The organism is Frondihabitans sp. PhB161 (genome assembly GCF_003814635.1).
In the GTDB taxonomy this organism is placed as follows: domain Bacteria; phylum Actinomycetota; class Actinomycetes; order Actinomycetales; family Microbacteriaceae; genus Frondihabitans.
The window spans coordinates 50785-69768 of the sequence record NZ_RKQW01000001.1; the positions used below are offsets into that span (position 1 = coordinate 50785).

Annotated in this window: 20 protein-coding genes; 8 read left to right on the forward strand and 12 right to left on the reverse strand. The window is 67.1% G+C overall.

Annotated features, from left to right (window positions below):
• The 4 genes from EDF39_RS00215 to guaB form a co-directional block, all read right to left on the reverse strand.
• Nucleotides 1-540 (reverse strand): cation:proton antiporter regulatory subunit, encoded by a 540-nt coding sequence (locus EDF39_RS00215; RefSeq protein ID WP_233572912.1) that lies wholly within the window; start codon nt 538-540, stop codon nt 1-3.
• 253 nt (nt 541-793) lie between these two features.
• A complete protein-coding gene (locus EDF39_RS00220; RefSeq protein WP_055965089.1) occupies nt 794-1915 on the reverse strand; it encodes a GuaB3 family IMP dehydrogenase-related protein in 1122 nt (373 codons plus the stop codon).
• Nucleotides 1916-1998: 83 nt separating this feature from the next.
• Entirely contained in the window at nt 1999-2943 is a 945-nt protein-coding gene (locus EDF39_RS00225; protein ID WP_123939544.1) for a type IV toxin-antitoxin system AbiEi family antitoxin domain-containing protein, read from the reverse strand.
• Nucleotides 2944-3089: 146 nt separating this feature from the next.
• Complete coding sequence (gene guaB / locus EDF39_RS00230; RefSeq protein ID WP_055965083.1) at nt 3090-4592, reverse strand: IMP dehydrogenase; 1503 nt, start codon at nt 4590-4592, stop codon at nt 3090-3092.
• Nucleotides 4593-5016: 424 nt separating this feature from the next.
• Between guaB and EDF39_RS00235 the strand changes: the two genes are divergently transcribed.
• From EDF39_RS00235 to EDF39_RS00250, 4 genes are read left to right on the forward strand one after another with little or no spacing between them, the layout of a single operon-like run.
• Nucleotides 5017-6321: a branched-chain amino acid ABC transporter permease gene (locus tag EDF39_RS00235; protein WP_233572913.1), complete on the forward strand. Its 1305-nt coding sequence runs from the start codon at nt 5017-5019 to the stop codon at nt 6319-6321.
• 12 nt (nt 6322-6333) lie between these two features.
• A complete protein-coding gene (locus EDF39_RS00240) occupies nt 6334-7320 on the forward strand; it encodes a branched-chain amino acid ABC transporter permease (RefSeq protein ID WP_055965080.1) in 987 nt (328 codons plus the stop codon).
• On the forward strand, nt 7313-8344 hold the full coding sequence (locus EDF39_RS00245; protein ID WP_123939546.1) for an ABC transporter ATP-binding protein: 1032 nt from the start codon (nt 7313-7315) through the stop codon (nt 8342-8344). Before EDF39_RS00240 ends, EDF39_RS00245 begins: the two co-directional genes overlap by 8 nt.
• 59 nt (nt 8345-8403) lie before the next feature.
• A complete protein-coding gene (locus EDF39_RS00250; RefSeq protein WP_370275166.1) occupies nt 8404-9126 on the forward strand; it encodes an ABC transporter ATP-binding protein in 723 nt (240 codons plus the stop codon).
• 354 nt (nt 9127-9480) lie between these two features.
• Here the strand turns inward: EDF39_RS00250 and EDF39_RS00255 are convergent, their stop codons facing one another.
• From EDF39_RS00255 to groES, 3 genes are all read right to left on the reverse strand, one after another.
• Nucleotides 9481-10812, reverse strand: a complete 1332-nt coding sequence (locus tag EDF39_RS00255; protein WP_123939548.1) for an ABC transporter substrate-binding protein — start codon at nt 10810-10812, stop codon at nt 9481-9483.
• Nucleotides 10813-10923: 111 nt separating this feature from the next.
• Nucleotides 10924-11925 carry an EamA family transporter RarD gene (gene rarD, locus EDF39_RS00260; protein ID WP_123939550.1) on the reverse strand — a complete coding sequence of 334 codons (1002 nt, stop codon included), beginning with the start codon at nt 11923-11925 and terminating at the stop codon, nt 10924-10926.
• A gap of 125 nt (nt 11926-12050) precedes the next feature.
• The gene (gene groES, locus EDF39_RS00265; RefSeq protein ID WP_055965070.1) at nt 12051-12347 is read right to left on the reverse strand and encodes a co-chaperone GroES; all 297 of its coding nucleotides are present in this window, start codon (nt 12345-12347) and stop codon (nt 12051-12053) included.
• A gap of 137 nt (nt 12348-12484) precedes the next feature.
• On the opposite strand from groES, the gene EDF39_RS00270 reads away from it, so the two are divergent.
• Nucleotides 12485-13699, forward strand: coding sequence for a class I SAM-dependent methyltransferase (locus EDF39_RS00270; RefSeq protein WP_123939552.1), 1215 nt, complete (start codon nt 12485-12487; stop codon nt 13697-13699).
• Nucleotides 13700-13809: 110 nt separating this feature from the next.
• Here the strand turns inward: EDF39_RS00270 and EDF39_RS00275 are convergent, their stop codons facing one another.
• The 5 genes from EDF39_RS00275 to tsaB form a co-directional block, all read right to left on the reverse strand.
• Nucleotides 13810-14001: a hypothetical protein gene (locus EDF39_RS00275; RefSeq protein ID WP_123939554.1), complete on the reverse strand. Its 192-nt coding sequence runs from the start codon at nt 13999-14001 to the stop codon at nt 13810-13812.
• The gene (locus tag EDF39_RS17815) at nt 13998-14561 is read right to left on the reverse strand and encodes a DUF4190 domain-containing protein (RefSeq protein WP_123939556.1); all 564 of its coding nucleotides are present in this window, start codon (nt 14559-14561) and stop codon (nt 13998-14000) included. The genes EDF39_RS00275 and EDF39_RS17815 overlap by 4 nt, the downstream gene beginning before the upstream one ends.
• Nucleotides 14562-14869: 308 nt before the next feature.
• Nucleotides 14870-15928 carry a tRNA (adenosine(37)-N6)-threonylcarbamoyltransferase complex transferase subunit TsaD gene (gene tsaD, locus EDF39_RS00285; protein WP_123939558.1) on the reverse strand — a complete coding sequence of 353 codons (1059 nt, stop codon included), beginning with the start codon at nt 15926-15928 and terminating at the stop codon, nt 14870-14872.
• Nucleotides 15925-16395 carry a ribosomal protein S18-alanine N-acetyltransferase gene (gene rimI, locus EDF39_RS00290; protein ID WP_370275124.1) on the reverse strand — a complete coding sequence of 157 codons (471 nt, stop codon included), beginning with the start codon at nt 16393-16395 and terminating at the stop codon, nt 15925-15927. The genes tsaD and rimI overlap by 4 nt, the downstream gene beginning before the upstream one ends.
• Complete coding sequence (gene tsaB / locus EDF39_RS00295; protein WP_123939560.1) at nt 16392-17078, reverse strand: tRNA (adenosine(37)-N6)-threonylcarbamoyltransferase complex dimerization subunit type 1 TsaB; 687 nt, start codon at nt 17076-17078, stop codon at nt 16392-16394. The genes rimI and tsaB overlap by 4 nt, the downstream gene beginning before the upstream one ends.
• A 166-nt stretch (nt 17079-17244) precedes the next feature.
• Here tsaB and EDF39_RS17390 point away from each other — a divergent pair, with 166 nt between their 5' ends.
• The 3 genes from EDF39_RS17390 to EDF39_RS00305 are packed head-to-tail and all read left to right on the forward strand — an operon-like array spanning nt 17245 to nt 18978.
• On the forward strand, nt 17245-17382 hold the full coding sequence (locus tag EDF39_RS17390) for a hypothetical protein (protein WP_158613098.1): 138 nt from the start codon (nt 17245-17247) through the stop codon (nt 17380-17382).
• Between the two features lie 17 nt (nt 17383-17399).
• On the forward strand, nt 17400-18179 hold the full coding sequence (locus EDF39_RS00300) for an SAM-dependent methyltransferase (RefSeq protein WP_123939562.1): 780 nt from the start codon (nt 17400-17402) through the stop codon (nt 18177-18179).
• Entirely contained in the window at nt 18166-18978 is an 813-nt protein-coding gene (locus EDF39_RS00305) for a hypothetical protein (protein ID WP_123939564.1), read from the forward strand. The genes EDF39_RS00300 and EDF39_RS00305 overlap by 14 nt, the downstream gene beginning before the upstream one ends.
• The last annotated feature ends 6 nt before the right edge of the window (nt 18979-18984 follow it).

Sequence of the window (18984 nt, forward strand, 5' to 3'; positions counted from 1 at the left end):
TTAGACCCCCGGCGGGGAGTCGAGCGACGAACCGCCGTCGACGAGCGTGCTGCCACCCGCGGGCACGCCGGCCGCCGACTTGATGCCGCCGCTGCGGTAGAAGTGGAACGCCTTCGCGACCTTTTCGGGCGAACCCGCGACCACGAGCGTGTCGCCCGGGAACACCTTGAAGTCGCCCGAGGGCGCCGGGTTGGCGGTCTCACCGCGCACGACCGCGACGACGGTCAGACCGACGACGCCTTTGGCCGCGAGGTCACCGAGCGGCTGCCCGGCGATGTGATCGTCGTAGTCGACCGTGAACCAGTCGATGCTGAGGCCCGGCATCTGCTCGAGCGCCGACAGCGACTCGGTGATGCGGGTGCCGCCGAGCAACTCGGCGAGGGTGTGCGCTTCGTCTTCGCTCAGACGCAGCGACACCTTCGTGACGTTGTCGCCGTCGGCATCGTCGCTGAACGTGATGAGGTCGCTGTGGCCGGAGCGATGCGTGATCACTCCGCACTTGCCACCGTCGTCGGTGATGAAGGTGTGAAGCACTCCCACACCGGGGAGTTTCACACGACGCACGTCAACCATGGGCTGGTCTCCAGAAGCTCGGGGGCAGTCGTCTCAGCTTACCGTCGCGAAAATCGAGGCGAGCCGGGCTGTCCACAGGGTCAACAAGGATCCGGCGGCGGCGCTTCCCGGCACCGGGTCGCCCCGCGCACGCTGTCAGCGAACCCGGCCCGCGGGATCCTGCGCTTCTCGTCGGTGCGAGCCGAACGGCCTCAAGACGCGCTCGGCCTGACCTGCCCGGCTAGTGCGGGTGGTACGGCGCGACGACCACTTCGACGCGCTGGAACTCTTTGAGGTCGCTGTAGCCGGTCGTCGCCATGGAGCGGCGGAGGGCTCCCATGAGGTTCGCCGTGCCGTTGGTCGTCGGCGCCGGGCCGAACAGGATGTTCTCGAGCGTGCCCGTCGATCCGACGTGCATGCGTCGGCCACGGGGCAGTTCGGGGTGGTGCGCTTCGGCTCCCCAGTGGAAACCGCCACCCGGCACGTCGGTCGCACGGGCGAGGGCGGCACCGAGCATGACGGCGTCGGCCCCCATCGCGATGGCCTTGACGATATCGCCCGAGGTGCCGAGACCGCCGTCGGCGATGACGTGCACGTACCGACCGCCCGACTCGTCGAGGTAGTCGCGGCGTGCTCCGGCGACGTCCGCAACCGCCGACGCCATGGGTGCGTGAATGCCGAGCGAGGCGCGGGTGGTCGAGGCTGCTCCCCCGCCGAACCCGACGAGGACGCCGGCCGCACCCGTTCGCATGAGGTGCAGCGCCGCCGTGTAGGTGGAGGCACCGCCCACGATCACGGGCACGTCGAGTTCGTAGATGAACTTCTTGAGGTTGAGCGGCTCGGCGTTCTTCGACACGTGCTCGGCCGAGACCGTCGTGCCACGGATCACGAAGAGGTCGACACCGGCGTCGACCACCGTCTGGTAGAGGTCTTGGGTGCGCTGCGGGCTGAGGGCGCCGGCGACCGGGACCCCGGCTGCGCGGATCTCGGCGAGCCTCGCCGTGACGAGCTCGGGCCTGATGGGTGCCGCATAGATCTCTTGCATGCGGGCGGTGGCGATCTCGTCGGGCAGGCCGCGGATCTCGGCGAGCACCGCCTCGGGGTCGTCGTAGCGAGTCCAGACGCCCTCGAGGTCGAGCACGCCCAAGCCGCCGAGCTGACCGATGCGGATGGCCGTCGCGGGGCTCACCACGGAGTCCATGGGGGCCGCGATGATCGGCGTCTCGAAGTGGAACGCGTCGATCGACCAGCCGAGGTTGACGTCGCGGGGGTCACGGGTGCGGCGGCTCGGAACGATCGCGATGTCGTCGAACGCGTATGCGCGGCGGGCGCGCTTGGCGACGCCGATCTCTACCTCAGTCACTCGTCAACCCTACCGGCCTGCCGCCCCACGTATCGCGGACTCCGCAACCTGCCGCGGCCGGGCTCCAGGTCCGCAACGCGTCGTCACCATGGGTCGCCGGGCCGACGCCGCGGGCCGAAGGGGACGCCCACCTGCGCGAGGCGCCGCGACAGGAGCTCAGGATCCGAGGCTTCGCGCCAGCCCCAGCGCACCAACCGTCGCACCTCGGGAAGCGCTTGCAGCCAATCGCCGCGCCTCTTCTCCTCGAGCAGAGCCTGTTCCACCGAGCGCTCCGGCCGGAACTTCGGTTGGAGGTATTTCTGATCGCCGTCGCATTCGCCGAGCACTCCCACCTGCTCCCAGAAGAGATCGCCAAAGGCCGTTGCTCCGTGGGAACCGTGAAACTTCTTCTGCAGCAGTGGGCGGGGTGCGCCGCGGGCGTGAACGCCGACGCGACTAAGAGACTCCGCCGCGGACCCTGCGAGCCTGTCGGCGAACCGGACGACGTGCGTCGCCGACACGAAGCGCCGAGCGGCGCTCCGAGAGTCGAGGGCTGCCGTGAACTGGCCCTCGACCACGTGGCCGGAATTCAAGGCTGCGTCCGCGACGACCACCCCGAGCGAAAACGGCACGGTCAATGCGACGTCGATGACGGTCCGTGCCAGCGACGTCAGCAGGAAGCCATCGAACGAGACCGTCTCCGACTCCTCGAGGGCCGCCGCGTGACACCGTGTCACCGTGGTCGATCGAGTGGTGCTGCGCTCCGGGTCGGTGACATCGACGAGGCGAGGCCAGTCGCCGACCCAGGGCAGACCCCAGGCATATGCTGCTGCCGCGTGCGAGAGTACGAACCGGCCGCGCGTCACCAGCCGTGCCGCCTGGATCCTCAACCGGAATCGCTCATCTCGATCGGCCGCGCTCCAGTCGACGGCCCGGACGTGGCAGCCCCGTGCGAGCCGCACCAGAAGCCCTCGCTCGACGGCGCGCCTGGTTGCGCGGTCGTCGACGCCGCTCCGGACGATTTCGGTGGCACCCTCGAGTCGATTCATAACCCAAGCCTGGCTCCACGCCGTACCTTCCGGCGGGGCTCGACACCGCCCCTGTGGATAACCCCTGGCAGACACGAAACGGACAACTCGACCTGCCGCGGCAGGTCGGGTTGTCCGTCAGACGTATTGCGGCGCAGGCGCGGCGACTACCGACGGTAGTTCGGCGCCTCCACGACCATCTGCAGGTCGTGCGGGTGGCTCTCCTTGAGCCCAGCAGCGGTGATGCGCACGAACTTGCCGCGGGCCTTCAGCTCGGGGATCGTGCGGCCTCCGACGTAGAACATCGACTGGCGGAGCCCGCCGGCGAGCTGGTAGACGACGTTGGCGAGCGCGCCACGGTAGGGCACCTGGCCCTCGACGCCCTCGGGAATGAGCTTGTCGTCGCTCGGCACATCGGCCTGGAAGTAGCGGTCTTTGGAGTACGAGGTGTTCTTGCCGCGGGTCTGCATGGCTCCGAGGGATCCCATGCCGCGGTAGGCCTTGAACTGCTTGCCACCTACGAACACCATCTCGCCGGGGCTCTCGTCGCAGCCGGCGAGGAGCGAGCCGAGCATGACGGTGTCGGCGCCGGCCACGAGGGCCTTGGCGATGTCACCGGAGTACTGCAGGCCGCCGTCGGCGATGACCGGAACGCCGGCCTCGCGTGCGGCGAGCGACGCCTCGTAGACGGCGGTGACCTGGGGCACGCCGACGCCCGAGACGACCCGAGTGGTGCAGATCGAGCCGGGGCCCACGCCGACCTTGATCGCGTCGGCGCCGGCGTCGATGAGGGCCTGGGCACCCGAGCGCGTTGCGACGTTGCCGCCGATCACGTCGATGTCGGCGAAGGTCGGGTCGGCCTTTATGCGCTTGATCATGTCGAGCTCGCCAAAGCTCTCGCCGTTGGCGGTGTCGACGACGAGGACGTCGACGCCCGCGTCGCGGAGCGCCTGGGCGCGCTGCCACGCATCGCCGAAGAAGCCGATCGCCGCACCGACGCGAAGTCGACCCGCGTCGTCTTTGGTCGCGTTCGGGTACTGCTCGGTCTTGTCGAAGTCTTTGACCGTGATGAGGCCGCGGAGACGCCCGGCTTCGTCGACGAGGGGCAGCTTCTCGATCTTGTGCTGCGCGAAGATCGCGATCGCCGAGTCGGGATCGACGCCCTCGGCCGCGGTGATGAGCGGCGCCTTGGTCATGACGTCGCGCACGAGCGTGCTGGCCATCTCGAACTTCGAGACGAAGCGCATGTCTCGGTTCGTGATGATGCCGACGAGCGTGCCGTCTTGTTCGATGACCGGGAGGCCGGAGACACGGAACTGACCGCACAGGGCGTCGACGTCGGCGACGGTGGCGTCGGGCGTCGTGGTGACCGGGTTGGTGATCATGCCCGACTCGCTGCGCTTGACCTTGTCGACATGGGCCGCCTGGTCGGCGATCGACAGGTTGCGGTGGATGATGCCGAGACCGCCCTGGCGCGCCATAGCGATGGCCATGCGGGATTCGGTGACGGTGTCCATTGCCGCGGACAGGAGCGGCGTCGCCACCCGGATCCTTTTCGTCAATTGCGACGAGGTGTCTGCCTCGGACGGGATGACGTCGGTGTGCCCGGGCAGGAGCATGACGTCGTCGTACGTGAGTCCGATGAAACCGAAGGGATCCGGCTGGTCCATGAGCCACCTTTTGAGTGAATGAAGCTGCGACAGTGGGGGCCGGTTTCGCCGTCGAGCACCGGTGATACATCTTAACCCGCGAGGCACGCGATCATTCCCGAGACCGGAGCGGAGCAGGCCCGCCCCCGACCCGCAACAGCGCCGACACGAGCCGCCTGTACCGCAATGAGCCTAGGAACCATTTAGACTCCTGTGTCTCTACCGTGTTTTCGCGGAAACACAGCCGACACATAGGGAAAGTACTGTCAACGACGACGGCGAGCCAGACCCTCGGGGAAATGTCCGACTGGGCCGTCCAGGAGGTTCTGTGATTCTCGTGCCCACGAACACACCACCGCTCCGGAGTTCCCGCTCCCTGCGAACGCGTTCTGATACCCGATCGGGCTCCCGCTCCCGCATCCCCACCCGCCACTCGCTGGTCGTCGTGGCATCACTGCTGATGCTCGGGCTGCTGGCCAGCCTCGCCTCGCTCGTGCTCGCGCCGACCTCGGCGCAGGCGGCGACCACGACCTGTGTGGCCGATGCAACGACCGCGTGCATCCAGGGCACGCTGAAGACCAGCGACGGCAAGCCCGCCGAGGGCGTCACCATCTCGGCGAAGCCCGAGTCGGGCGATGCCCTCACCGGCACGACGAATGCGGTCGGCCGCTGGGTGATTCCGGCCAAGACGGCGGGCACCTACACCGTGTCGCTCGACGAGTCGACCCTGCCGAGCGGGCAGTTCCTGGCGAACGCCGGCACGAACGACCGCAAGGTCCAGGTGAGTCTCGGCTCGTCGGCCGGAACGCTCTTCCAGCTGACGACCACGAAGGGCGCAACGATCGACAACGCCGCGACCAACGACGTCACCTGGCAGCGCTTCGCCCAGCAGGCGGTCTCCGGGATCCGGCTCGGCCTCCTTCTGGCCCTCGCTGCCATCGGCCTCTCGCTGGTCTACGGCACCACCGGCCTCCAGAGCTTCGCCCACGGCGAGCAGGTGACGCTCGGCGGGTTGCTCGCCTACACGTTCGCGAACGTGCTGGGGCTCAACCTCATCCTCGCCGCGGTCGTCACGGTGGTGATCTCGGCGGCCACCGGGTTCTTCCAAGACGCCCTGATCTGGAAGCCGCTGCGCAAGAAGCGGCTCAGCCTGACGCAGCTCATGATCGTCACCATCGGTCTCTCGATCGCCCTGCAGTACGCGTTCCAGTACTTCTACGGCGCGGCCACGGTGCGCATCTCGACCGCCAACCCCGAGACGGTGACGATCGGCGGCGTGACGCTGACCATCCAGTCGTACGTCGCAATGGGCATCTCGATCGTCGTGCTCGCCGGCGCCGGCTTCTTCCTCCTGAAGACCCGCACCGGCCGTGCCACCCGCGCGGTCTCGGACAACCCGTCGCTCGCCGCCGCCTCCGGCATCGACGTCGACCGGATCATCCGCCTCGTGTGGACTGTCGCCGCCGGTCTCGCCGGCCTCTCGGGCGTCATGCTCGGCCTCGTGCTGAACGGTGTCAACTGGCAGACCGGTCTGCAGATCCTTCTGCTGATCTTCGCCGCGGTGACCCTCGGCGGCCTCGGCACGGCGTTCGGTGCCCTGGTCGGCTCCATGATCGTCGGCATCATCGTCGAGCTCACGAACCTCGTGCTCCCCGGTGACTTCAAGTACGCGACGGCCCTCCTCATCCTCATCCTCATCCTGCTGTTCCGGCCGCAGGGCATCTTCGGCCGCCGCGAGCGCATCGGTTAAGGGAGACAACTCATGGACTACATCGTCAATCTCTTCCAATCCCTGACCGTCCAGGCGCTTGCGCCGACGACGGCCGCCTTCGCCATCGCGGCGATCGGCCTCAACGTGCACTTCGGTTTCGCGGGTCTGCTCAACATCGGCCAGGCGGCGTTCCTGCTGCTGGGCGCCTACGGCTTCGCCATCGCGGTCGAGCGGGGTCTGCCGATCTTCGCGGCCGTCCTGGTCGCCATGCTCTGCGCGCTCGTCTTCGCGTTCATCCTCGGTCTGCCGACGCTCAAACTGCGGGGCGACTATCTCGCGATAGTCACGATCTCGGCCGCCGAGATCATCCGCATGGTCGGCCGCTCGAGCATCCTCACCGATCTCACCGGCGGGTCGAACGGCATCACGGGCAACTCGTACAACGGCGCCTTCACCGCCCTCTCGCCCCTGCCGAACGGCACCACCACCATCCTGTGGTTCACGTACGACAACAACGGCGTCAACGGCTGGTGGATCCGCATCGTCGGCTGGAGCCTCGTCGCCCTCTTCCTCCTGCTGATCTGGGCTCTCGCCCGCAGCCCGTGGGGTCGCCTGCTCAAGGGCATCCGCGAAGACGAAGACGCGGTGCGCAGCCTGGGCAAGAACGTCTACAGCTACAAGCTGCAGGCACTGGTGCTCGGCGGTGTGATCGGCGCGATCGCCGGAATCATCTACGTGCTGCCGTCGTCGGTGCAGCCGGACGGCCTCGGTCGTTCGACGACGTTCTTCATCTACACGGCGCTGCTGCTGGGTGGTGCGGCGACCGTCTTTGGCCCCGTGCTCGGCGCGATCCTGTTCTTCGTCATGCGTCTTCTCATCCAGACGCTGGCGCAGGATTTCATCCCCGACTCGATCATGGGAGCCCAGCAGACCGTGCAGTTCTCGTACGTTCTCGTCGGAATCGCACTTATGTGCCTGATCATCTTCAGACCACAGGGAATCCTGGGTAATAAGAGGGAGCTGTCGTTCAGTGTCTGAGACCACAACCAACCTGAAGCCCGGTTACGACTACGACCGCGTCGAACTTCGCAAGAAGCTCGCGACCGTCTCCGAAGAACCAGGATCCGCCAAACCGAACCCGATCCTCACCGTCGACAATGTGATCCGTAAATTCGGGGGCATGACGGCCGTCGATGTGCAGCACGTCGAGGTGCAGCGCGGCGCCATCACCGCGCTGATCGGCCCGAACGGCGCCGGTAAGACCACGTTCTTCAACCTCCTCACCGGTTTCGACAAGCCGAACTCGGCTCCGTCGCTCACCAACCGGGGCGAGGGCACCGCCCGCTGGGTCTTCGACGGCAAGGCGATGGGCGCGGTCGGCGCCGCGAAGGTCGCCAAGAGCGGCATGGTTCGCACGTTCCAGCTGACAAAGGCGCTCTCGCGCCTGACGGTGATGCAGAACATGCTCCTCGGAGCGCGCGACCAGCCGGGCGAGAACTTCTTCATCGCGATCGTCAAGCCGCTCTGGAAGAAGCGCGAGGCCGAGATCGAGGCGAAGGCCGAAGACCTGCTGCAGCGCTTCAAGCTCTACGAGAAGAAGGACGACTACGCGGGCAGCCTCTCGGGCGGCCAGCGCAAGCTCCTCGAGATGGCTCGGGCGCTCATGAGCGACCCCGAGATGATCATGCTCGACGAGCCCATGGCCGGCGTGAACCCCGCGCTGACGCAGTCGCTGCTCGGGCACATCCAGAGCCTCCGCGACGAGGGCACCACCGTCCTCTTCGTCGAGCACGACATGCACATGGTTCGGCACATCTCGGACTGGGTCATCGTCATGGCCGAGGGCAAGATCGTCGCCGAGGGGCCCGCCGACACGGTGATGGACAACCAGGCCGTGATCGACGCCTACCTCGGCGCCCACCACGACACCGACCTCGGTGACGACTCCCTCCTCACCGACGACTCACTCGAAGAGCTCGAGGCCGAGGTCAAAGAAGAGGACGCCGCCCGGGCCGAGACCGAGCACGGCGCAGACGGCAAGGCATCGGAAGGCAAAGCATGAGCATCCTCGACACCAGCACCCACAAGGGCACGGAGAAGTTCGCCGGCCAGGAGCCGATCATGCGCGCTGAGCACCTCGTCGCCGGCTACCTCCCAGGCGTCAACATCCTGAACGACTGCGACCTCGTCTGCTATCCGGGCGAGCTCATCGGCATCATCGGGCCGAACGGCGCGGGCAAGTCGACGCTGCTCAAGGCGCTGTTCGGCGGCGTCAAGATCCACTCCGGGTCGGTCACGCTTGCGGGCCGCGACATCACCAATCTGAAGGCCAACAAGCTGGTCCAGGCCGGTGTCGGGTTCGTTCCGCAGACGAACAATGTGTTCCCGTCGCTCACTATCGTCGAGAACCTCCAGATGGGCATGTTCCTCCGCCCGAAGAAGTTCGAGGAGCGCCTCGACGTCATCTTCGATCTCTTCCCCGTGCTCCGGGACCGTCGCGACCAGCGCGCCGGCTCGCTGTCGGGTGGCGAGCGTCAGAGTGTCGCGATGGCACGAGCCCTGATGATGGACCCGAAGGTGCTGCTGCTCGATGAGCCGAGCGCCGGGCTCTCCCCCGTGCGTCAAGACGAGACGTTCATCCGCACGCGTCGCATCAACAAGGCCGGCGTCTCGGTGATCATGGTCGAGCAGAACGCCCGCCGCTGCCTGCAGATCTGCGACCGCGGCTACGTGCTCGACCAGGGCCGCAACGCCTACTCGGGCACGGGTCGCGAGCTGGCCGACGACCCGAAGGTGATCGAGCTCTACCTCGGCACCCTGGCGAAAGACGTCGACGGCGAGTAACCCCGCCCGCCTGCCCCGAGTGGCGGCATCTGCGACTTCGGCTTCGGCCAAAGCGGCAGATGCCGCCACTCGGCAGTTAAGGCGCCGCGAGGGCTGGCTGAGCGGCGGACCGCAGGATCCTGCCCCCGCCGCTCTGAAACCCCCACGACCGGCACGAACGCTCGCCGATCGGCACGGACGCCGCGGCTAGGCGTGCTGTTCATGCCGGCTGTGCGGGTTTCTGACGGCCAGGCGGGTCTCAGCCAGCCGCGCAGCGCAGCCCGCAGCCCGCAGCCCGCAGCCGATCCCCGCAGCACACGCCAAAGGGCCCGGCAGGATCGCTCCCGCCGGGCCCTCTGTGTCAGGGGTGGTGAATTACTTCACGTCACCCTGGATGCTGCTCTGGTAAACCGGCTTGTTGTCTTTGTCGAACTTGTAGATGCCGATGTAGGCGCTCGACGGGTCGTTGTTCTTGTTGAACGGTCCGATACCCGAGGGGCCCGTGTACTGGATGTCCGTGCCCGCGTCGAGGAGCTTCTTGCACTCGGCGTAGGTGGTGCACTTCGTACCACCGTCGGCACCCGAGACAGCGGCCATCTTCGACTGGATCGTCGGAGCGTCGGTGCCCTTGCCGGCTTCGGCGGCGAGAGCGGTCAGGATGATCGCGTCGTACGACTCAGCCGCGTACGAGTAGTCACTGAGCGCCTTGCCGTTGTTCGTCTTGTACCAGGTGTTGAGGCGCTTCTTGAGGCTGTCGTTCGGCTGCGCGCCGGGGATGGTGCCCTGGGCGCCCGAGAGGGTCTTGGCCTTGAAGTCTTTCGAGTAGTCGGCCGTGTTGCCGTCCGACATGTAGACGGTCGACAGGTTGGCGCCCTGCGAGACGAGCTCGGGAACGATCGACTTGGTCTCGTCGAAGGCCAGGATGACGATCGCGTCGGGCTTCGCGGCGAGCGCCGCGGTCACCTCGGACGAGAAGGTCGTCTGACCGGGAGGGAACTCCTGGCTCTTGCCCTTGCCGCCGTAGACGACCGAGCCGCCGGCTGCCTCGATGGCGGCCTGGGTCGAGTCGCGGAGGCCGGTGCCGTACGAGTCGTTGAAGACGAGGAACGCGACCTTGGCGGCGCCATCGTTGACGATGAGCTGGCCGAGAGCCGAACCCTGGACCGAGTCCGGCGGTGCGGTGCGGTAGTAGTACGACGAGTAGCCCGAGAGAGTCGACGCCGTGTTGGCGGGCGAGATCTCGATGGTGCAGCTGCCGGTGATCTGGTCGACCACGTTCAGCGTGACGCTGGACGACTCGGCGCCGAGCACGACGGAGACCTTGGCGGCCTTGAGCTTGGCGGCAGCCGCGCTCGAGACGGTGAGGTCGGTCGAGTCGCCGGAGTCGGTGGCGGTCGAGATCTCGGCGGGCTTGCCGACGACGCCGCCGGCCTTGTTGATGTCTTCGAGAGCGAGCCCGGCGCCGGCGATGGCGGGCGGTCCGAGGTACGCGAGCGAACCCGTGAGCGGCAGCATGGTGCCGATCTTCATCGCGTCAGTGCTGGGGGCCGACGGCTTTTTGCAGCTGGCGGCCGGATCGGCCTTCGCGGTCGACGACGCTGACGACGTGTTGGAAGGCGTTGCCCCTGTCGAGGAACAGCCCACGAGGAGCATGGAGGCTGCCCCCATGACGGCTAGTCCCTTGAGGGCGGTGATGGATCGGATCATCCGTGAACCCTTTCTTGACGGTGGTGATGCGGCCGCGCGATGGTGCGCGGCCCAACCGTGTGAATGGGTTAGAACCTATGTGCAGATTGTTTCGACCGTGTGTTGCGGGCGTCACCTTGCGGTTTCGTTAGCAATTCGTGATGAATCACCTGCGTGGTTCTGCGGTTCGTCGGCGGCGGTACCGACCGCGGGCTCGGGTCGACCGCGTCGGGCCGCACGGACGGCATCGGTGCTGAGCACGACGAGGGCCACCCAGATGAGCGCGAATCCGATCCACCGAGCGGTCGTCATCGGTTCGTGCAGGAGGGCGACGCCGACGATCAGCTGGAGGATGGGCGCGATGTACTGCGTCAACCCCAGCGTCGAAAGGGGTAGCCGCCGTGCCGCGCTCGCGAAGAGCAGCAGCGGAACAGCCGTGATCACGCCCGTGCCGACCACCGCCACGGTCTGCAGCGTGCCCGACGAGCCGAACGCGAGGCCGCCGGTCTGCGAGGTGAAGCCGGTCGCACTCACGACGATAAGTGCGACGGCAGCGGGCACTGCCAGCGCGAGCGTCTCGATGCTCAGGCCGCTGACCGCGTCGACCCGGCCTCCGACCCTCTTCTTGATCAGCCCGTAGAAGCCGAACGAGAACGCCAGGATCAGCGAGATCCACGGGAACCGGCCGTAGCCGATGGCGATCACCAGGATCGCGACGAGCGAGATGCCGACGGCCACCCACTGGAGCACCCGCAGGCGTTCGCGCAGCAGCAGCACGCCCAGCAGCACCGTCACCACCGGATTGATGAAGTAGCCGAGGGCCGCCTCGACGACGTGCCCGGAGAGCGTCGCGAAGATGAAGGTGGTCCAGTTGACGACGATGAACGCCCCGGCGAGCCCTAATGTGCCGGCGATGCTGCGATCGCGCAGCAGGGCGACGAATCGGCCGAACGAGCGCGTGACGGCAAGGAGCACCCCGCAGAAGACGAGAGACCAGAGGATCCGCCACGCCACGATCTCGACGGCGCCTGCGGGCCGCAGAAGCAGGAAGTACACCGGCAGCACACCCCAGAGGCCGTAGGCGATGACCGCGTAGATCAGGCCGGAACGGGCGGTGCCGATGTCGTCTTTCACTGGGAAAGACTATCGACGACCTCCGTCATCGGAGGGGTTCCGGACTGCCACACCCCGGCACGGGAGCGCCAACGACGAAGGGCCCCGTCTCCAGTGAGACGGGGCCCTTCGCAGGGGGCTTCGACCTAGTGGACGATGACCGCCAGCACGTCGCGGGCCGAGAGCACCAGCAGGTCTTCACCCGAGTACTTCACCTCGGTTCCGCCGTACTTCGAGTAGATGACCTTGTCGCCGACGGCGACGTCGAGGGGAACGCGGTTTCCGTTGTCGTCGATGCGACCCGGTCCGACAGCCACAACCTCGCCCTCCTGGGGCTTCTCCTTGGCAGTGTCGGGGATCACGAGGCCGGAAGCAGTGGTCTGCTCGGCGTCGACCTGACGAATGACGATGCGATCTTCGAGCGGCTTGATGTTGACCGACACGGTTGACCTCTTCTTTCTCACAAGCGGCGTGACTCTGGAAATCTCTGGTTGGCACTTCACGCGTGTGAGTGCCAGAACAAACTCTAGAGCGTGGCTGGCACTCGGTCAATCCGAGTGCCAGGTGCGACGATGAACTCATGGAATCCTCCGAGCTCCGCGAGCTCCTCACGCCCGACGGGCTGCGGCTGCTCGATTCGCTGCCCGCCTTCGACCAGAAAGCGGACGTGGTGTCGCAGGTCGCACGCCTCCGAAAAGCCGGCCACTCCCCCGAGCTCGTCGCCGCGGTGCTCGGCCAGTCGCGGCTGCGCGCCAAGGGTCGTACCAAGTTCGGCGACTTCGCCGAGCGCATGCTCTTCACCGAGGCCGGGCTCGAGCAGGCCACACGCCTCGCGGTCGCCTCCACCCACGCGGGCCGCTTCCGCCGGGCGGGTGTTACCCGGGTGGCCGACCTCGGCTGCGGCATCGGCGGCGACGCCCTGGCGTTCGCGGCGCTCGAGCTGGGAGTGCTGGCCGTCGACCGCGACGAGGTGACCGCGGCCGTCGCGACCTACAACCTCGCCCCGTGGAGCGGCGCCGAGGTGCAGCTGGGTGACGCCGAACAGGTGGATCTGGCGGGGGTGGACGGCGTGTTCCTGGATCCTGCGCGCCGGACGGCCGGCCACGCCAACACGTCACGAATTCAGGATCCGAGTCAGTGGTCTCCGACACTCGACACCGCGTTCGCCTTCGCTTCGCGTTTTCCGACCGGAGTGAAGCTCGGCCCCGGCGTCGACCGCGATCTGCTTCCGACCGATGCCGAATGCCAGTGGATCTCGGTCGACCGCTCGGTGGTGGAGGTCGGCGTCTGGTTCGGCGCTTTGGCTCGCCCGGGCGTCGGCCGCGCGGCACTCGTCTTCGGCCCGGACGGGCCCTCCGAGATGACGGCCCCCGGAGACTCGAACGACGTCGACGTGGCCGAACTCGCGGAGTACGTCTACGAGCCCGACGGCGCCGTGATCCGGGCACGCCTGATCGGCGATCTGGCCCGGACCCTCGACGCTCATACGATCAGCCGCGACATCGCCTACCTGTCGTCGGCGACCGCTCGGGCCACTCCGTTCGCGCAGTGCTTCCGCGTGATCGAGACGTTCCCGCTCGACGAGAAGCGCCTGCGCCAGGAGCTCAAGACACGTGGCATCGGCCGGGTCGAGATCAAGAAGCGCGGGGTCGACGTCGACCCGGCGGCGTTCCGCAAGAAGCTGCAGCTGAAGGGCGCAAACGAGGCCACACTGATCTTGACGCGAGTGGCGGGCCGACACACGGCGCTGCTCTGCGAGCGCGTGGTCGCGGCTGATCTCGGCACCGGCGCCTAGCTCAGACGCCGCGTGAGATGGCCCGATCTCCCGCCAATCGACACCACAGCCGCAGATACGGCCATCTCGCGGCACTGCCACTCGAGGCGCCTTCGCTCGCGGCGCGACACTCAGGCCCGGACGACAACCCAGACGAGCAGGGCGACGCACGCCACGACGACGAGCGCCGCCACGGCCAGCGCAGCGATCCAGACACCGAGGATGACGCGTGTCGCCGTGGCCGGCAGGGTGCCCGGCGCGCCCGGACGCACCCTGGAGCGGAGGGCGAGGAGCAGCCCGAGCCTCCAGAGTGTCGGGATCACGTGTTCGGGTAGGTGGATGGGTCGAATCCGTCTGCTCCCTGGGGCAGCGAGACGGCGAGCACGATGAACAGGATGATCAGGCCGATCCACACCACCAGCCCCACGATGCCGAGGATGATGCCCGTGAGGGCGAGACCGCTGCCGGTCTGCCGACGCGCCTTGATCTGGCCGCGTCCGATCAGACCGAGGATGATCGCCGCGATGCTCGGCAGAATCGGGATGAAGACGAGCCCTGCGATGCCCGTGATCAGCGAGGCGATCGCAAGCCCGTTGGTGGTCGGACGGTCGTAACCGGGCTGGCCGTATGGCTGGTACGGGTTCGGCTGCTGCTGGCCATACGCCTGCTGGCCGTACTGCTGCTGGCCGTAAGTCGGCTGCTGACCGTACGCCGGCGGCTGCGCGTTCTGCTGGCCGTAGGTCGGCTGCTGGCCATACGTCGGCTGCTGCCCGCTCGGCTGCTGCCCGTAGGTCGGGTTCGGCTCGTACCTCGGCGGCTGCTCCGAGTCTTTCCGCGCCTGGTCGTCGGCGGAAGGACGGTCGTGTGAGTTGTTGTCGGTCATGGTGACTAGCTCCGGTCTGTGATCGCGGCCGTGGGTCGTTCATCCCCGACAGTACCCGCCGCCAGGCAGAGGGTGGAGGCCCCAAAAGGAGTCTCCGCCACCGCCGACAGCTCCGGTCTGACTCGCCCCGGCCTCACCTGGCCCGATCGTCAACAATTTGAGAGCGATCCGTTCGGCGCCTCCCACAAGCACGGAGAAAAACGGGGCGACGACCAGAAATCACTCTCAAATTGCCGAGACGACCCCGAGCTCCCTAGCCGCCCCACACGCACGCACGCACGCACGCACGCAACACAACGCAACGCGCGTCAGCTCGCCTGCGCGCTCGTCACCGGCAACGTCGAGTCGGCACCGAAGCCGAGGGGGCTGGGCGCCCGCCCGCGCGACGCCAGCTCAGCGCCGAGAGCCGCGATCATGGCGCCGTTGTCGGTGCAGAGGGCGAGCGGTGGGATCCTGAGTTCGATTCCCGCCGCAGCGCACCGCTCAGCCGCGACCTGGCGCACGCGCGCGTTGGCGACGACACCGCCGCCGAGCAGGAGGCGCGGCACGCCGAGCTCGGTGCATGCGGCGAGCGCCTTCGTTAGCAGCACGTCGACGACGGCCTCTCGGAAACTGGCGGCGACGTCGGCGGTCGGCACGTCGGATCCTGCGTTCTGAAGCTTTTCGACGTGCCTTGCGACCGCCGTCTTGAGGCCCGAGAACGAGAAGTCGTAGCGGTGCTGAGCCAGGTCTTTCGGCAGGGTGAGCCCGCGCGGAAACCGGATCGCCTTAGGGTCGCCATCGGCCGCCACCCGATCGATCTGCGGCCCTCCGGGGTAGGGCAGCCCGAGCAGGCGCGCGACCTTGTCGAAGGCCTCGCCGGCAGCGTCGTCGATCGTCTCGCCGAGCAGTTCGACGTCGTCGAGCAGGTCGCGCACGTGCAGCAGCGACGTGTGTCCGCCGCTGACCAGCAGGGCGATGGTGGGGAGTTCGATCTCGCTGCCGTCGTCTCGCAGCACATCGGCGCCGACGTGTCCGACGAGATGGTTGACGGCGTACAGGGGCTTGCCTGCGCCGAGGGCCAGCGCTTTCGCCGCTCCGACGCCGACCATGAGCGCTCCGGCGAGGCCCGGGCCGCTCGTCACCGCGATGGCGTCGAGGTCGTCCAGTGTGACGCCGGCTTCGGCGAGCGCGGCCTCGAGCGTCGGTTGCAGTGCTTCGAGGTGGGCCCTCGCAGCGATCTCGGGCACGACTCCGCCATAGCGCGCGTGCTCGTCCATCGACGACGCGATCACGTTGGCCAGCAGGGAGCGGCCGCGCACGATGCCGATTCCGGTCTCGTCGCAGCTCGTCTCGATGCCGAGCACGAGGGGGTCGGTGGCGCTCATTCGGGTTGCTCCAGGTCTTTCTTCATCACGAGGGCGTCGACGCCGTCGGGCATGTAATAGCGGGGGCGGACGGCGATCCCCTCGAAGCCGAGCGACTCGTAGAGGGCCTGCGCGCCGGGGTTGTCGACGCGCACCTCGAGGAACGTCTCGCGGGCGCCGCGCTCCACCGCCTCGGCGAGGAGACGGTTCATCAGGGCGCGAGCGATCCCCTGTCGCCGGGCCTCGGGCGCCACCGCGATCGTCTGCACGTCCGACTCCGGTGCGCCCCGCGGCGAGAGCAGCCCGGCGTAGCCGACCACACTCCCGCCCTGCTCGGCGATCAGATAGAAGCCCTGCGGATTCGCCAGCTCGGCAGCCATCAGCTCGGGGCTCCAGGCGTCGTTCACGAACAGCGCCGTCTCGAGCGCCATGATCGCGTCGAGGTCGTCGGCCACAGCCCGCCGGTAGACCGGTTCGGTGTTCGTCACGAGACCCTCTTGGGCGCACCCGGAACGGTGACGTCGGGCGAGCGGAGGTAGAGCGGCTCGTCGCGGGCAAACGGACGCCCCGCGGCGAACAGCACCTCGCCGAGCATGCCAAGGGCGGCGGCCGACACGGGAGTGGAGGTCGGGTCGGTTCGCGTCGCCTCGGCGACAAAGGCCGAACCGCAGGATCCGGCGACGACGTCGAAGATCTCAGCGGGGCGGGCCAGCCCGGGTGCTGCCAGCCGCGCCGGCAGCCCGGCGCCGTCGAGTCCGCTGAACGCGCTCCAGTACAGCTCGCGGCGTCTCGCGTCGGTGATCACGAGGAGGGGGGCGGCGGGCTCGGGTGCTGCGCCGCTGATCGCCCGGGCCAGCCCTCCGAGCCGCTCGAACGCGATGGCGTCGTGGCTGATGAGCGGCAGGCAGGGCTTGCCCGCTCCGAACGCGAATGCTCGCGCGGCCGCGATGCCGACCCGCAGCCCGGTGAAGGGCCCCGGGCCCATGCCTGCGACGACGGCGCTGAGCTCGTCCGGAGCGACGCCAGCCGCATCGAGGCAGAACGCGATCGACTCGCCAATGACCTCGGCGTGGCGGCGCGTATCGAGCTCGGTCACCTCGGCGAGCACGCCGCCGTCGCGGTCGACCACCGCCACCGAGGTTCCTGACGACGTGTCGATGGCGAGAAGCATCCTTCAACCCTAGCCATTCCTTCGAACCCCACCGCGAGAGACATGAGGTGCGGAATGGCCACCAGAGGAGATACATTCGAAATGTCTTGCAAAAAATGTCAATGATCATTATCGTCGGTTCGACCGGGGCGGTCGCCTCGGCTCGAAAGGAAAGAGGAACCACGATATGAACACCCTCGACGCGACAACTACGACTGAGATGACCGTCGCATCGCCCGACGGCGCTCTCTTCATTCCCACTTACGTTCCGACTATCGAGGAGACAGTGAAGGCCAGCGGCGCCCACCGCACGGTCATGAACTGAGACTGGCGAACGAAAGGATGCGCATTCCACGCGAGGACATTCGCGTCCCCGATGCCGAAGCCGATCTTTATCTGATCGGCCTCGGCATTGGCGGTTTTGATACTCGCACGGTGGAAGTCGACGAACTGCTCAAGGGAAGCGCGGCCACCTTTCACCTAACCGCGTTCGACAGCGACCTTCGCCGCATTTGCGGCGGGGAGGTGATTGACCTCAAATCCATCTACGAGAGCGACGACGACCCCCGCGCCGTCTATCGATCCATGAGCAACGCGGTCGTCGACCGTTCCATGAACCAGGCGGGGTCCGGAGCTGTACTTTTCCTCACCTATGGGCACCCCCTCTTCCTGGTCGATTCCGGGTGGCAGCTTCTCCACGAGGCCGCTTCTATAGGCATCCGAGTCAAAGCGGTTGCGGCTTCCTCCTTCATCGATCAAGTTCTGGTCGACGTTCGACGCCGTTACGACTTGGCGGTTCAGAGTTACGAATCACACTTCTTCATCCGACACGAGGTGGTCATCGATGCGCGAATGCCTCTCCTCCTGAGCCAGGTCGGAGATTTCGGCAGCCTGACCTTGCGACCTTCGGGGCGCGTCCTTGAACGCCTTGAGCCGCTCCTCGCTCGCATCGCCTCGATCTATCCAGCCGATCGAGAGTGCTGCCTCATCTTCTCGTCCTGGCGCCCCGACGTTGCACCCGAGTCGCTGTGGACGAGCGTGGGAGAACTGAGCACAATCGTGTCGTCTGTCCACGTGGGCTGCTCGCTTTACGTCCGGGGGCTGTTCGATGCTCCCCGATAAGAGCCAGCAAGACTTCGTGCTGCCACTCTCGTTCTGGGGTACGAAGGTTGATGTGCAGGTGCAAACGCTCCTCGATGCGCGACACATGCGCTACTACTTCCAGGACTACCTCCTTCGCAGCGAGGGCCGGACGCCATCTGCGATCAAAGTCGAATTGGTAGCTCCGAACGGGCCTTATGTGGCAGCTGAGCCAGGCGAGCGAGCCCTTCGAGTGAAGACAGCAAAGTCGAATGACTGGGTCTTGGTCGGGGAAAATGATCCCAGCCCCATTCCCCCATTCACTTACGACGGCCTGCGCACCCGGTTCCGGACTTTTCACGGGAGCTGCATCGCACCGCCCCATCGCCCCGATCGCGGCTTGGTGATTCACGGCCAGTCAACCGCCGGCAAATCAACTTTGCTCCTGCATCTCTTGGACCGTGGCTGGACCTTCGTCGCCGACGACACGTGCGTCGTTGCATCTGACGGCGGCATCGTGCCCTACACCCGACCGATAGGCGTCCGGGACGTGGCTAGCAAGTCCATTCCTCTCGTCGAAAAGGCTCGGGGGAAGGGCATCTCCTTCGCTACTCGAACGGGAACAACTCGGGCCATTCACGTCCGCGATCTCAGCCTCAGCCCCTCCAAAGGACCCGTGTTGTGGACATGGACGGCCGAGCTCGTCCGCTCGCCGCATTTCACGGTGGACCAGGTCTCCCCACAGTCGTGGCGTGTCAGTTTGGACGTAGACGCCCATGCCATCTCCGCCGTGACTGCCCTTGAAGACCTTTGTGGACTGGGGCGGGACGGTGCATCGTGAATAGCG